Below are 12720 nucleotides of genomic sequence, written 5' to 3'. Positions count from 1 at the left end.
TGCTCCCCCTTATCCATGTTGATGATCTCGCAGGCTTAAGGGTTCCATTTTGGCCAGACCCTCCTGCTCAATGATTTGGGTATACGCCATCTGGTTACCCGGAAAACTCTTCATTCTCCAGCCATCCATATTCTTGTTGCCTCCGTAGAGCGGATCTGAATATACGCCTTCCAGCGTAGTCGCGCGCAACATCGCAAAAAATGCACTGGCCGAGATCGTGGTGAGCTTTACCTCGTCCGTTTCAAAAGCCTTGAGCACCGTATCCTGCTGCTCCGGCGTAAGCTCGTAGAACTTCTTGCCTTCCAAGCTGTTGCTGTAGTTATTCATTTCTTGAATGCCAATATCGAAAATCTCCCGCCGCTTCAATCGCCCCTGATATCCCTGAGTGGCTTCCCCTGGATAGAATGGGCCCTGCATGTAATCGCGGGCATTGAAGCCCCACTCGCCTGCCAATTGGTGATCGATGAAATAAGCGGCACCTAAAGCCTTGGCACCAGGTCCAAGCTCATCCTCTGGAAAGATGCGTTCGCAAGCAGCCTCGATGACCCTGAATTGCTCACCAGTGAAGTACATGAGTGCCTGGTTGAAATCGGCAGCCGGAGCAGTAGCTGCACCGGGCTGTTGTGGTCCCTGCTGGGTTCGCAGCAGACTACCTGCTACTCCCCCTACCACCAGACCTCCCAGAACCAATCCAGAGTTCTTCAGGAAATTTCTGCGTGATACAGGCTGATCTTGTTTTTCATGCTGTTCCAACACTACCACCTCCAGTTGTCTCTATCTTCTTTCTGTGCATATTTTCCTCAGGATAAACAGATACTGAGAAAAAATTTCCAACGACCTTAAAAACAGCTTGGATCCTGTCTTGGGCCTTGGGACGACATCAGGTGAAAGCACTGGAGGGATTATCATGAAGCACTTGTCCAAAAGCATGGCAGTCGGCAGTATCGGATTACTTCTGCTGATGACTGCGTGCAACAACAACAATCAGGCGACACCGCAACAGCAGACTCATACGCAATCCATGAATCATCCCGGGCATCTGGGACAAAACGGGGAGACCGTGATTCCGAGCGTGGACCGCGACAAAAAGCTGACGACCAACAATCACGGGACTACGTTTAGCGGTATGGGAACTTCAGTGTACAGCAATATCGGCAGCTCCAATCTGCATGGCGGGGGGCCTTCCACCAATCTGGACTCTCGGCTGAACGCGGCAGGCATCCATGGCGTGCAGACCTTGATCGTCAATGATGTGATCCTTGTCGCACCTACAACGGCCAATACGACGTCCGTCAATCACATGGACGCCACGCAGTCCCACCTTCTCTCTAGCTACGCAGGAAGTTCTTCACGCGGCGGGGATTACAACGGCGAGTATGAAAATAATACAGCAGGCACAATGGGGACAAGCAACGAGCATCATAACCTGATGCAAGCCCGCAAACAGATCGAAAGAATGTACGGCTCTGACGTACAAGTCATGACGGTTACTTCCAGCAATGGTCTCAAGGCCTTTGAACACGTCAAAAAACAAATGCGGGAAAACAAGCGGGATGACCACACCATCAGTCAGATCAGCAACCTTCTGCGAGAAGCAAATCGCCAGCCTTAATAAAAAACAGGGATAGGCCATAAGCGCCTGTCCCTGTTATTTTTGTATAAAGATCACGATTTGCTCCGCCGTTCTCACAGGGATGCGTCACCATCTGCACGAGACGAGCGGCCGGAATGATTCATAACGCTCTGAAGAAAAGACTGCAGTTCTTTAATAAATAACTTCGCCGCCTGCCCCATAAATTTATCCCTACGATACATGATACAGATGTCTTGACTAGGTGTGGGATTAAGTAGTTTTACAGCAACGATATTATCGTGATTTATATAATCCAACAGCATTCGAGGAAGAATAGAAGCTCCTATTCCTTGATCGACCAAGGACAGAAGCGTTGATAAGGTTGAAGTTACAATCGGAGTATCAAGTGCAATTCCTTTTTCATGACAGTACGCTTCAATGACCTTTGTAATTTGATGTCCAGAACCGAACATGACCATCTTTAGCTGCTGAAGCTGATCGAACGGAACCGCCTTTGCCTTCGCAAGAGGGTGATCCGGTCGGATGGCCAAAGCAAACTCCTCATGAAACAAGGGAATAATCGAAATGCGGTCATCAGGATTAACAGGCACCGTAGTAACACCGAGATCTCTCATGCCGTTAAGGACCTGTTCGTAGACATCCATGGTCTCCGTAACGCTTATCGAAAGCTTGGGATAGGTCTTGTGAAAATCGATAAGTAAAGCGTCAAACAGCAAATCCCCGTCTCCCGGCAAAATGCCGATATCCAGCTTACCTCCTTCCAACCTTTTTAGATCCGATATTGCCCTTTTTGCATAGTCAACGTGTTCAAAAATGCTTTGGCTTTGCTCGAGCAGGATTTTCCCTGCTTCTGTCAACATAATCCGCTTGCCGATACGATCGAATAGAGGGAGCCCAAGTTCGTTCTCCAAAAACTTGATCTGCTGACTCAGATTCGACTGTGTTGTACAGAGATTTTCGGCTGCCCTGGAGAAATGCATCTCCTTACAAATTGCAGTAAAGTATTCAAGCTGTCGAAGTTCCAACGCTCGATGCCCCTTTCGATTATCGATCTCCTTCAATCATTATGACATCTGCCTCTGATTCCAACAATTTCTATTTTAATCATTACTTAAACCGATCAATTGTATCGGAATCTCGTGATTGTTGCGTTGGGGTGCTTAAAGGTAAGCTTTCGGTATACAAAGAACAACCTAATTCGAAGGAGGATTCAAAAATGTCACAATCGATTATCCATACAGGGAAAGTGCTACGTCAGATCATGATCGGCCAACTTCAGGACGTGTCGGAGTCACAGATGGACATCCAGCCGGAGGGCTTCCATAATACGATTCGTTGGAACATCGGTCATATGGTGTATTGGCTGGATAAATACTCTTCGCTTAGCTTCGGCTCCCCATCTGCCATCCCGGCTCAATACGAGACGTTGTTCAATTCCGGAACGAAACCTTCGGATTGGACGGTAACGCCTCCGTCGAAGGCTGAACTGTTGGCGATGTTAAGTGATCAGCTTTCCAGTCTTTCCGATCTGGCCCCCGAAATGCTCGAACAGAGGCTGCAAGCACCGTTTGAAATGGGTCCGTTCCAATTTGCTACAGCCGGCGAATTATTTAATTTTGCATTGATTCATGAAGCGCTTCACCTTGGAGTTATATCAAGTCAGCTTAAGCTCATCAAATGAAGACTCTGCACTCAGGAGCATACAGCGAGATGAATGACACATTGATAGTAGGAGGCTTATTGTGATCACAAACCATGAAGCGTTTGATGCTTTTAAGCGTGCTTTAGAAACAGGGCATACAGCCGATTTCCTTAATAAAGTTACGGATGATTTTCACTTCTTCGTTCCGCTCCCGCTGGAAGGGTGGAATCAGAAGCAGCAAGGCAGAGAGCGGTTCGAGGAATTAATCAGGTTTGAGCGTTCCGTTTTTCAGATGCGCCTCACTCCGCTGATCGAGTTGGAGAATGAGAGCTACGGGATGGTAGTATTCAGCGCCGAAGGATTGTTGAACGGCAAACCTTTCCGCAACGAGCTTACAGTCGTCTTCGAGTTCGAGAAGGATCGAATTCGCTCCTTCCGAGAATATGTAGGAATGCCGTTAAAAAACTACGAGAACCCATAAAGAGCTTCCATCGACAGTAAAAAAAGCCTGTTTCTCTGCTCTCGAGAAACGGCTTTTTTCTGATGCGCCACCCCACGATACGGTGCTCATCGATATGAAAAAAGCGCCGCAGTGCAGAAGTGTTCCTGCATCAGCAGCGCAATTTTTTGGCCATTACGCCTTCGGAAGTTCAAAAGAGCTTTTCAGCGATACAATCCGGTTGAAAACCAATTTTTCCTTCGTCGTATGCTTCGGATCTACGTTGAAGTATCCGTGACGGAAAAACTGGAACTTGTCCTGCGGCTGCGCATCCTTCATGTTGGGCTCGACAAATCCATGCAGGACTTCCAATGAATTCGGATTGATGTTGTCCAGGAATGTCCCCTCTTGATCCTCTTCCTCATCCAGAATCAACGGCTCGTACAGACGGAATTCTGCCGGGACAGCCTGTGAGGCTTCTACCCAGTGGATGGTCCCTTTTACCTTGCGACCAGTAAACCCGCTGCCGCTCTTGGTCTCGGGGTCATAGGTGCAGTGAATCTCCACGACGTTGCCAGCTTCATCCTTGATTACTTCCTGGCAGGTAATAAAGTAAGCATGCTTCAGACGAACCTCGTTGCCCGGGAAGAGACGGAAGTATTTTTTCGGCGGATCTTCCATGAAGTCGTCCTGTTCGATATAGATTTCGCGGGAAAACGGAATTTGGCGCATGCCCATTTCTTCGTTTTCCGGGTTGATCTCGGCATCGAGCATTTCGACTTGACCTTCCGGATAGTTGGTGATGACTACTTTCAGCGGATTCAAGACAGCCATGGTTCGCGGAGCTTTCAGCTTGAGATCCTCGCGAATGAAGTGCTCCAGCATTTTCGAATCCACGACACTGTTGCTGCGGGCTACCCCGACTTCGCGGGCAAATGTGCGAATGGCTTCCGGCGTATATCCGCGTCTGCGCAGTCCAGCGATGGTAGGCATGCGCGGATCATCCCAGCCGTCCACCACTTTTTCTTCTACCAAAAGCTTCAGCTTCCGCTTGCTCATCACGGTGTTGTTCAGGTTCAATCTGGCGAATTCATACTGTCTGGGCTGGCTCTCCATCTCGCATTCCCGGATGACCCAGTCATAGAGCGGACGATGATCCTCGAATTCGAGAGAACAGAGGGAGTGTGTGACGCCTTCGATCGCATCCTCCAGCGGGTGGGCATAATCGTACATCGGATAGATGCACCATTTGTCACCGGTATTGTGGTGGTGGGTATGCGAAATCCGGTAGAGAACTGGATCGCGCATGTTGAAGTTGGGGGAAGTCATGTCGATCTTGGCGCGAAGCACCTTTTCCCCGTCCTTGAACTCGCCTTTGCGCATCCGCTCGAACAGATCCAGATTCTCTTCCACAGAACGGTTGCGATACGGGCTGTCCACGCCCGGCTCCATTGGCGTGCCGCGCAGCTTGCGCATCTCTTCTGCGGAAAGATCATCTACGTAGGCTTTTCCTTTCTTGATCAGGAGAACCGCTCGATTGTACATCTCCTCGAAGTAGTTGGAAGCAAAAAACAGCCCGTCCCATTCAAAGCCGAGCCACTTCACATCTTCTTTGATCGCCTCTACGAATTCGACATCTTCCTTCGCCGGATTGGTATCGTCAAAACGCAGATTGGTTTTCCCCGAGAACTCGTCCGCCAATTCAAAGTTCACACAGATCGCTTTGGCATGCCCAATATGAAGGTATCCATTCGGCTCTGGCGGGAACCGGGTAATAATTTCCTTGACCTTCCCATTTTTCAGGTCATCGATCACAATATTTCGGATAAAAGAGGATGCTGCTGCCTTGTTTTCCAAATGAACTCAACCTTTCCCTTCACCTTTACACTCCATAATACTGATTCTGTCCCATAAGTTCAACAGAATCGGACCCTGATCGGGCCCGACTCCTTTATGATTTTCCTACTTTTGCCACTCTTTCTCGCAATAGAGATGGCGAATAGAGTCCAACTCTGCCCGCTGCTCGACAATGGCCCGGATTTTTCCCCGATGCTCGGGACGAATCAGATGCTTAAGCGGCTGCTCGACTCGATCAAAGTGCCGAAATGCCTCCTTCGCGCTGTCGTCCCACTGCTGATGATAATGAAGCAAATCATCCGGCATGACCCATGACCGGGTCGTTCCCTCCTCCGGCATACACGCAAACGGCTCATCCAGATTCAGTGTCCCATAATCATCAGTCAATTCTTCGCCCGGATGGATGTCACGTGCCGCCAGCTCCAGATCGTACATCGTTCCCACACAGGTTGCATGAAAACTGTGATTCACATATCTGGCTTTGTCCCAGCAGAGAATGTATTGCCCATGCTGATTTTTGAAGGAGTACTTGAGAACATCCTGCTTGCGCAATGGGTCCAGTCTTTCCACGAAGGAAGGATCCAATACCTGGTCCAGATCATCAAGCGCCCACACAATGGTTCCTTTGGGAATGAACCTGGTCGCAAACACACCGTAGCCGATCACATCATTGATGTACCGCAGCTCTGTATCGGGATGCATCATGATCTTTTGTCACTCCCTGGCACTTTGCCCTGTGCTTTTTATCATGATAAGCAGAATGCCATCAAGTGGTGTGTAAAAGTTGAGTATATCGAGGTAAATACTGCGAATTAAAATCGAATGATTGTCAAAATGCTGTCATGGTCTGATATTGATTGGCTGAAAATTGGCGATCGCAAAGGGCGGCACAGGCTCGATGGCCAACGCAGGCCTCGTTGATCTGGGCGAACAAATCCTCCTCTTCGACACCATGTACCCCCCCCAAGCCGCTCGATCGTTGCGGGATGCAGCGCTTCATCTTTTTGGCCGGCCGATCTCCCTGGTCATCAATTCCCATTTCCATCTGGATCATGTCGGTGGAAATCAGGTATTCGCCGATCTTCCCATCCTCTCTACGGTAACGACACGCAACCTGATGCTCGAGCGCACCCAGCAGTTCCTCTCCTTTGCCAAGGCAAATCCGGGCTATCCAGCCATTTTGCAAAAGGCCATCGAAGAGGAGAGCGATGAGAGCAAGCGAGAAGAGCTTACCCTTCAATTGGGCGATATCCTCGCTATGGATGCTGCTCTTGCCGAATTGGTGCCTGTGCCTGCTTCCATGACGTTTGGCGGCCTGTTTACTTTCCATGGCAGCCAGCGTACAGCAGCTTTGATCCCGATGGGAAATGGCCATAGCGCATGCGATACTGTGCTCTATCTCCCCGACGATCAGGTTTTGTTTGCAGCAGACCTTCTTTTTGCCCACAATCACCCCAGCATCAAGGATGGGAACGTCCCGGAGTGGCTCCGCATCCTGGGCAAAATGGATTCTTACCCTGCACAAGTCATCATTCCCGGTCATGGTCCCGTCTCAGATCAGCAGGCGATTCTAGATTTGCACGACTACTTCACTCATCTTTTACATACAGCAAAGCAAACCGAAACAACGGAAAGGGAAGCAGCTGACAGCCTGGAGTCGCTTCCGATGCCGAAGCAGTTTGAAACCTGGTCACTGCCCGATCAGTACACCGCCAATCTGCAGCATTTGGTTCGTCTGCAGCAACTATCCTGATCGAACCCAAACAAAAGAGCCGCCGGACCAAAACTCGGTTCGACGGCTCTCCGCTGTATTTCCTACACAAACTCCAGCATGCGATCCGGATGGTTCGTACAAATCTGCACATCGGGATGCCACGACATGACCGTGCGAATATGGCTCGGTTCGTCAAGGGTCCAGGCGATCACCTTGTAGCCTTTTTCCAAGGCTTCGCAAGCCAGCTCCCGCGTCAGGTACGGATAACCCATCGATAAAATATTGGCACCCGCCGCTTCCAACTGCTCCAGCATCAGCACAGGACGTCCCATGACGATCAATCCGGTCTCCACAGTCGCATCCAGCTCACGCACCTGGCGAATCAAGTCATGGTCAAACGACGTGATGCACACCTCTTGCTTCATTTCATGCCGCTCCAAAAGCTCCAATACTTTCTCGGCAATGCCCGGGTACATGTCACTGGTCGCCTTCAGCTCGATATTCAGTGTGCAGCGTCCCTTGACGGCTTGCAGGACCTCCTCCAACGTCGGAATCCGCTCGCCAGCGAACCTTTCATTGAACCAACTGCCTGCATCCAGCTCACGCAATTCCTCCAGCGTATGATCCATGACGAGACCTCGCCCTGTCGTCGTCCGCTCCAGCGTAAAATCGTGGATCAAGACGGGAACGCCATCACGCGAGAGCTGCACGTCGATTTCAATCCCGCGAATGGCGGGTTCTGCCAAAGCGAGACGAATCGCCGTCATCGTATTTTCTGGCGCTTTTCCTGACCATCCTCGATGTGCCATGCAAATATTCATCTGGATCGCTCCTTCGTGACCTGATTATTTTTTCAACAGCTTTTGTCCTTTTTCATCCGCTTTTTGCAGGGCTTCATCGACCGTGGCCTGACCCAATACGGCCCGTTGAATTTCTGTCATGATTACTTCCTGCAGCTCCTTGTAACCAGGAACCATTGGGCGCGGGGAAGCATACTCCAATTGCTTGACTGCTACCTGGAAATTTGGTTCTTTTTCATACGCAGCTTTCATCTCGGCGGACTCGACAGCTTCCGTCGTCACAGGCATGTAGCCCGATTCCAGGGAGAAAGGAACGGTTTGGGCGGTGTCAGTCATCCAGTTGACAAACTCCCACGCCGCTTTCTTTTCTTCATCCGAAGATTTCGCCAAAATGACGAGGTTGGCTCCGCCAGTCGGCGCTCCATAGCTCTTGTTTGCAGGCATGAACGCAGCCCCAACATCAAATTTCGCATTTTCCTTCAATCCGCGCAAGTCACCCGTAGAAGTAAAGATCATTCCTACCTGTCCGTTCAGGAAATCCTGCTTGGCTACGTCCCATGCATTGTACTTTTCGCCAGGAGGTGCCTTCATGATGCCTTCCTTCATCATGCTGGTCCAGAATTCGATGGGGGCTTTGCCCGCTTCACTGTTGATCGCCAGAGCCTTGTTGTCCTCTGTCAAAATGCTTCCGCCGCTTTGGAATACCAGAGCCTCGTAGAACCAGATATCGATTGCGGTCGAAAAGCCGTAAGTCGCTGTTTTGTCGCCTTCTTTTTTGGTCAGAGCCTTGGAGAATTCACGCAGTTCCTCCCAGGTTTTCGGGCCTTCCGGGTCGAGTCCGGCAGCCTTCAGCATATCCCGGTTCAGGTAAAGCAGCGGGGTAGAGCGGTTGAACGGGATCGCGTACAATTTATCCTTCCAGTACGAGTTGCCAAGCAATCCCGGAATATACTTTTTCTCTGCTCCGTTGGCGTATGGACCGAGGTCCTCCAGTACCTTCGCGTCAGCAAATGCACCGATCGATGCTACCTCTACCATGGTCACGTCAGGTTGATTGCCTGCGGATACCGCTGCCAGCACTTTGGAGTGGTTCTCGTAATAGCTGCCTTGATAAGACGCCTTTACCACAATATCCTTTTGTGACTCGTTGAACTTTTTTGTCATTTCCTGGATAATCTCGCCATTGCGTCCGCCAAGCGCGTACCAGAAGTCAATCTCGACAGGCTTGTTGCCTGCCGGGGCACTCGCTTCAGTCGGCGCTGGCGCCGGTGTATTTGCGGGACTCTGATTATTTCCGCCTGTCTGCTGATTCCCCCCGCTGCAACCTGCCAGAACTGCGGTCAAACCGAATACACATGCCAATAGGGAAGCCTTTACCTTTTTCATAATCCATCTCCTCCTTCAATTCACCATCTCTATGTCATCGTGAGTCAAGGAACGGCTCACGTCCTTACTTGGACTGGTATACAAACGCGTTGATAATATGCCGTTGGGCGAAGAAGAATACGATCAGGATCGGGAAGACAAGGATCATGTTGCCCGCCATGATCACATTCCACTGCTTGCCTCCCTCTGCCGCCTTCAGCATCGAGATCCCGATGGGGAGTGTACGGACAGTGTCGCTGTTGGTCATGATCAAGGGCCAGAAGTAATCATTCCAGTGATAGATGAAGCTGAACAGGCCGAACGTGACCAGCACAGGCTTGGCAAGCGGCACCATGATCGTCCACATGATCTTCCACTCGGAGGCATTGTCCAGTCTAGCTGCTTCGATCACCTCATCGGGTACCTGCATAAACGCCTGCCGCAGCAAAAAGATTCCGAACGCGCTGGCGCCAAAGGGAAGTATCAGCGCCCAAAGCGTATCGACGAGACCCCAGTGACTCATCTGCACATAGACTGGCAAAAAGATGACTTGCGAGGGAATCATCAGGGCGATCAGACTAAGGCCAAACAGCATGTTTCTTCCTTTAAACCGATAGCGGGCAAAGGAGTAGGCTGCCGGCACACCGATCAGAAACTGCAGGACGAGTGTGCCCAGGGCCACGATCAGGCTGTTCCAGACATAAGTAAGGAATGGACCCGAGCTCCAGGCAATCCGGAAATTTTCAAACTGCCAGCTGTTCGGCCACCAGCTTGGGGGAAACTGATAGACTTCCGGCATCGTTTTAAATGCGGTGATGAACATCCACAAGAATGGAAAGACAAATACCAGACCTACGCCAATCAACAGGAGCCATTCGATTGTTTTCCATGCCTGCTTTCCGACTTTTCCCATCCAGTTCTCTCTCCTTTCCTTCCTTTATTGATAGTGAACCCGCTTCCCCATGACCCGGAAATGCAGAAGCGTCAGGATTCCGACCAGCACCAGCAGGATGACAGAAGCTGCGGAAGCCGCACCGCCATTGTAGAAATCCATTCCTTGCTCGTAGATGTAAAAGACCAGCATATTGGTACTGTTGACCGGCCCCCCCTGCGTCATTACGTAAATCGTGTCAAAAACCTGGAAGGAAGAGACCGTGTTGATCACCAGCAGGAAAAACAGCGTCGGGGAAAGCATCGGGATCGTCAGTCTCGTCAAGGTCCGCCACCAGGGAGAGTGATCCAGCTCTGCCGCCTCGTAGATGTCTCGCGGAATGCTCTGCAAGCCGGCGATAAATACGATGGTGTTGTAGCCCACGCTTTTCCAGATGCTGACCAGAACCAGAGACATCAGGGAGCTTTTGGGGTCGGCCAGCCAGGTATAGCCCGGCAGTCCTACCATTTCCAGCAAAGCGTTCAGCAGCCCGTACTGGGGGTCCATCAGCCACATCCACAGCATCGCGATAGACACCAGGGAGATAATATGGGGGCTGAAGACTGCCGCCTGGATGATGCCGTACACCCTCGCGCTTCGATTGAGCCAAAGCGCCAGAAAAAAGGAGAGAAGAATGCCCAGGAACACAGTAGAGACTGTATAGAGAAGGGAGTTTCCCAAAACCTGATGAAAATCAGCTTCCGCCAACAACTCTGTAAAATTTTCGATCCCGACCCAATCCATCTCCTCGAGGTTCAACAAGCTCCAATCAAAGAAGGAAAGATAGATGACATAGCCGATCGGAAAGAGAAAAAACAGAAAGAAAAACGTCAGGGCAGGCGCAATATACAGATAGGGTCGCATGCGTTCGAGCCAAACCTGGAGATGGCTGCGTCCTGCTTGCTTCCGCACCACCGTCCCGTCCGCTGCAGTCACAGCTTTGCGCATCAAACCACCCCTCCCGCAGGGGATGAAAGAACATGTCCTTCCTTGCGCGGCAGACGCTTCCCTGTATCACGGTCAAACGCATAAAGATGTGCCAACGGTACCCCGACCCGCAAATCGGTTGGAATGTCGACGGCTTGATCGGTATCGACCTTCACCACAACCCGCCCTTTCTCGGTATCTACGTAGAAAAGCGAGTCCGCCCCGAGGATTTCCCGGGAGATGATCTTGCCACGCAAGGTAATCCTGTTTTCTGATGAGGCGTCTGAGCCTGAATCCGGCAGGAAAAACGCTTTTTCCGGACGGAAGCCCCACAAGGTCTGGACATCTTTTTCCGCCGGGATGATATTCATGGCAGGTGAGCCGATAAATTGAGCTACGAAAAGATTTTCCGGCTCCTGGTACAAATCCATCGGCGCTGCGACCTGCATGATGTTCCCTTCGCTCATCACGACGATCTGATCGCCCATCGTCATCGCTTCCACCTGGTCATGGGTGACGTAGATAAACGTACTCCCCAGCTGCTTATGCAGGCTGGTCAGCTCCACACGCATCTGATTGCGCAGCTTCGCGTCCAGATTGGAGAGAGGTTCGTCCATTAAAAAAACTTTTGGCTTTTTGACCATCGCCCGCGCCAATGCTACCCGCTGTCGTTGGCCTCCGGAGAGCTGTGCAGGCTTGCGTGTCAGGTACGGAGTCAAACCGACGATTTCCGCAATCTCGTCTACCAGCACTTTGCATTCTTTTTTGGATACCCCTCTATTTCGCAATCCGTAGGCGATATTGTCATAGACATTCATCGTGGGGTAGAGGGCATAGTTTTGAAACACCATCGCCACATCCCGTTTTCCGGGCGGGACATCGTTGACGATCTGGTCGCCGATCTGGATTTGGCCGTCGGTCACGCTTTCCAGTCCCGCGATCATGCGCAAGGTTGTGGATTTCCCGCAACCCGACGGCCCTACCAGGACGGTAAAGGAGCCGTCGGGGACGATCAGATCGATGCCTTTTACCACCGTTTGACTTTGGAATGTTTTGGTAATATGTTGAAGTACCACTCTCGCCATCTCATGAATCCCTCCTTTTGTATCTCGAGCCAGTAGAATGTCAAACCGAGCAAGGCCGCTAGCGTGCTTTCGTCTACTCCACTATATTCAGACAATTGGTCAAGCATGATCTCATCAGAACTGGCCGGCAACACAAAAACCCATGACATGACGTTGCCAAAGAACCTCCCGGAGGAAGTGCTTGGAAAAGATGTCAGGGGTTTCTCCATGTCTCTACCCTTTTAGAACCATTCACTTGTTATTTCCCATGGTAGCTTGCTGACGTTAAGGGGACGTGAAGGCGTTGTTAACAAATCTCGTAGGTTTTGTAAAGTGCGATAGCATCTTCTTTTTACGGAGTGAAAAGATACAATAAGATAGTGAAGC

The 12720-nt window shown here is 50.7% G+C and carries 13 protein-coding genes; 4 read left to right on the top strand and 9 right to left on the bottom strand.

What is annotated here, in order from left to right; genetic code table 11:
* Positions 1-9: 9 nt before the first annotated feature.
* Complete coding sequence (locus T458_RS53290; RefSeq protein WP_023559305.1) at positions 10-756, bottom strand: gluconate 2-dehydrogenase subunit 3 family protein; 747 nt, start codon at positions 754-756, stop codon at positions 10-12.
* 151 nt (positions 757-907) lie between these two features.
* Here T458_RS53290 and T458_RS53285 point away from each other — a divergent pair, with 151 nt between their 5' ends.
* Positions 908-1612, top strand: a complete 705-nt coding sequence (locus T458_RS53285; RefSeq protein WP_023559304.1) for a hypothetical protein — start codon at positions 908-910, stop codon at positions 1610-1612.
* A gap of 74 nt (positions 1613-1686) precedes the next feature.
* On the opposite strand, the gene T458_RS53280 is transcribed toward T458_RS53285, so the two are convergent.
* Positions 1687-2619: a LysR family transcriptional regulator gene (locus tag T458_RS53280; RefSeq protein ID WP_023559303.1), complete on the bottom strand. Its 933-nt coding sequence runs from the start codon at positions 2617-2619 to the stop codon at positions 1687-1689.
* Positions 2620-2810: 191 nt separating this feature from the next.
* On the opposite strand from T458_RS53280, the gene T458_RS53275 reads away from it, so the two are divergent.
* Together T458_RS53275 and T458_RS53270 are read left to right on the top strand one after the other, a co-directional pair.
* Positions 2811-3275: a DinB family protein gene (locus T458_RS53275; protein WP_023559302.1), complete on the top strand. Its 465-nt coding sequence runs from the start codon at positions 2811-2813 to the stop codon at positions 3273-3275.
* A gap of 64 nt (positions 3276-3339) precedes the next feature.
* Positions 3340-3717 (top strand): nuclear transport factor 2 family protein, encoded by a 378-nt coding sequence (locus tag T458_RS53270; RefSeq protein WP_171819424.1) that lies wholly within the window; start codon positions 3340-3342, stop codon positions 3715-3717.
* Positions 3718-3870: 153 nt separating this feature from the next.
* On the opposite strand, the gene T458_RS53265 is transcribed toward T458_RS53270, so the two are convergent.
* The gene (locus T458_RS53265) at positions 3871-5532 is read right to left on the bottom strand and encodes a glutamine--tRNA ligase/YqeY domain fusion protein (RefSeq protein ID WP_023559300.1); all 1662 of its coding nucleotides are present in this window, start codon (positions 5530-5532) and stop codon (positions 3871-3873) included.
* 105 nt (positions 5533-5637) lie between these two features.
* Positions 5638-6237, bottom strand: a complete 600-nt coding sequence (locus tag T458_RS53260) for an SET domain-containing protein (RefSeq protein ID WP_023559299.1) — start codon at positions 6235-6237, stop codon at positions 5638-5640.
* 163 nt (positions 6238-6400) lie between these two features.
* Here T458_RS53260 and T458_RS53255 point away from each other — a divergent pair, with 163 nt between their 5' ends.
* Complete coding sequence (locus T458_RS53255; RefSeq protein WP_144083908.1) at positions 6401-7285, top strand: MBL fold metallo-hydrolase; 885 nt, start codon at positions 6401-6403, stop codon at positions 7283-7285.
* A gap of 62 nt (positions 7286-7347) precedes the next feature.
* Here the strand turns inward: T458_RS53255 and T458_RS53250 are convergent, their stop codons facing one another.
* The 5 genes from T458_RS53250 to T458_RS53230 all read right to left on the bottom strand — a co-directional run bounded on the left by T458_RS53250 (position 7348) and on the right by T458_RS53230 (position 12354).
* Complete coding sequence (locus tag T458_RS53250) at positions 7348-8067, bottom strand: glycerophosphodiester phosphodiesterase (RefSeq protein ID WP_023559297.1); 720 nt, start codon at positions 8065-8067, stop codon at positions 7348-7350.
* A gap of 24 nt (positions 8068-8091) precedes the next feature.
* A complete protein-coding gene (locus tag T458_RS53245; RefSeq protein WP_023559296.1) occupies positions 8092-9432 on the bottom strand; it encodes an ABC transporter substrate-binding protein in 1341 nt (446 codons plus the stop codon).
* Positions 9433-9496: 64 nt separating this feature from the next.
* A complete protein-coding gene (locus tag T458_RS53240; protein WP_023559295.1) occupies positions 9497-10324 on the bottom strand; it encodes a carbohydrate ABC transporter permease in 828 nt (275 codons plus the stop codon).
* Positions 10325-10348: 24 nt separating this feature from the next.
* Entirely contained in the window at positions 10349-11290 is a 942-nt protein-coding gene (locus T458_RS53235; RefSeq protein WP_023559294.1) for a carbohydrate ABC transporter permease, read from the bottom strand.
* A complete protein-coding gene (locus T458_RS53230; RefSeq protein ID WP_023559293.1) occupies positions 11290-12354 on the bottom strand; it encodes an ABC transporter ATP-binding protein in 1065 nt (354 codons plus the stop codon). The genes T458_RS53235 and T458_RS53230 overlap by 1 nt, the downstream gene beginning before the upstream one ends.
* Positions 12355-12720 lie beyond the last annotated feature (366 nt).

It is taken from the genome of Brevibacillus panacihumi W25 (assembly GCF_000503775.1).
Lineage (GTDB): Bacteria > Bacillota > Bacilli > Brevibacillales > Brevibacillaceae > Brevibacillus > Brevibacillus panacihumi_A.
Note: the sequence above shows the minus strand (reverse complement) of the source record. Positions and strands in the feature narration are given on the sequence as shown.